Annotated in this window: 1 protein-coding gene; it reads left to right on the forward strand. The window is 79.0% G+C overall.

Annotated elements, in window-relative coordinates; all coding sequences use genetic code 11:
• The coding region (locus tag C1A33_RS37605) for a polyketide synthase dehydratase domain-containing protein (protein ID WP_207770511.1) at window positions 1-1,217 on the forward strand (1,217 nt) is incomplete at both ends.

The raw sequence follows: 1,217 nt of genomic DNA on the forward strand, positions 1-1,217 counted from the left end.
CCCCGACCCCGAGCCCAACCCCGACTCCGGGCCCGACCTCGACGCCGAGCCCGGCCCCGACGGCTCGTGGCCCCCGGCCGACGCCGTCGCGCTGCCGGCCGGGGACCTCTACCCGCGGCTGGAGCGAGGCGGCTACCGGTACGGCCCGGCGTTTCAGGGGCTGGTCGCCGGCTGGCGCCACGGCGAGGACCTGCTCGCCGAGATCCGGCTGCCGCGGGGGCTGGAGGTGAGCGGGTTCGACCTGCACCCGGCGCTGCTCGACGCGTGCCTGCACGCGCTGATCCTCGCCGCCGACGAGGGCGACGGCGCGGGCACGGCGGCCCCGACCGGCGGTCGGCCGCCACGGCTGCCGTTCTCCTTCGCCGGCGTTCGCGTGCACGCGGTCGGCGCCACGGAGGTACGGGCCCGTATCCGACCGACCGGTCCGCAGACCGTCGCCGTCACGATCCGGGATCTCGCCGGCGACCCGGTCGCCGACCTCGCCGCGGTCACCACCCGGGAGATCGACCCGGCCCTGCTGGCGGCGAGCCCACCCGTGCGCGGTGGCCTGTACCGGATCGACTGGGAGCCGCTGGCGACAGCGCCGGGCCACGCCGTCGACCCGGCCGCGCCGATACCGGTCGCGCACGTCCCCGCGGCGGAGGCCGCCGGGTCCGCGACCACCGCGCCCGTCGGCCCGCCGACGGAGGTCGGCAGCCTCGAGGCCGCGGATCGGGCCGCCGCGCACAGCCTGGACGTGGTGCGGTCCTGGCTCGCCGGCGCGAACCACGACGAGCTGCCCGGCGGCCCGCTCGACGAGGTGCCCCGCGGCCGGCACGACGAGGAGCCCCCCGGCCGGCTCGTCGTCGTGACCCGCCGCGCCGTCGTCGTCGCGCCCGACGACCCGCCGCCCGACCCGGGCGCCGCGGCCGCCCACGGGTTCGTCCTCGCCGCCCAGGCGGAGCATCCGGACCGGTTCGTGCTGCTCGACGCCGACACCGACGCCACACCCGGCCCGGAACTGCTGCGGGCCGCGCTCGACAGCGGCGAACCCAGGCTGGCCGCGCGGGGCGGCCGCCTGTACGCCACCCGGCTACGCCGTCTCGCCCTCCCTCCCACCACCGTCGCCCCACCCACCGTCACCCCAGCCAGCGCCGTCACCCCAGCCAGCGCCGTCACCCCACCGGCCACCGACAGGAACACCACACCCCCCGACACCCCCCGCGACCTGTCCGCCC

The sequence above is a fragment of the Frankia canadensis genome (assembly GCF_900197875.1).
Taxonomy (GTDB): domain Bacteria; phylum Actinomycetota; class Actinomycetes; order Frankiales; family Frankiaceae; genus Frankia; species Frankia canadensis.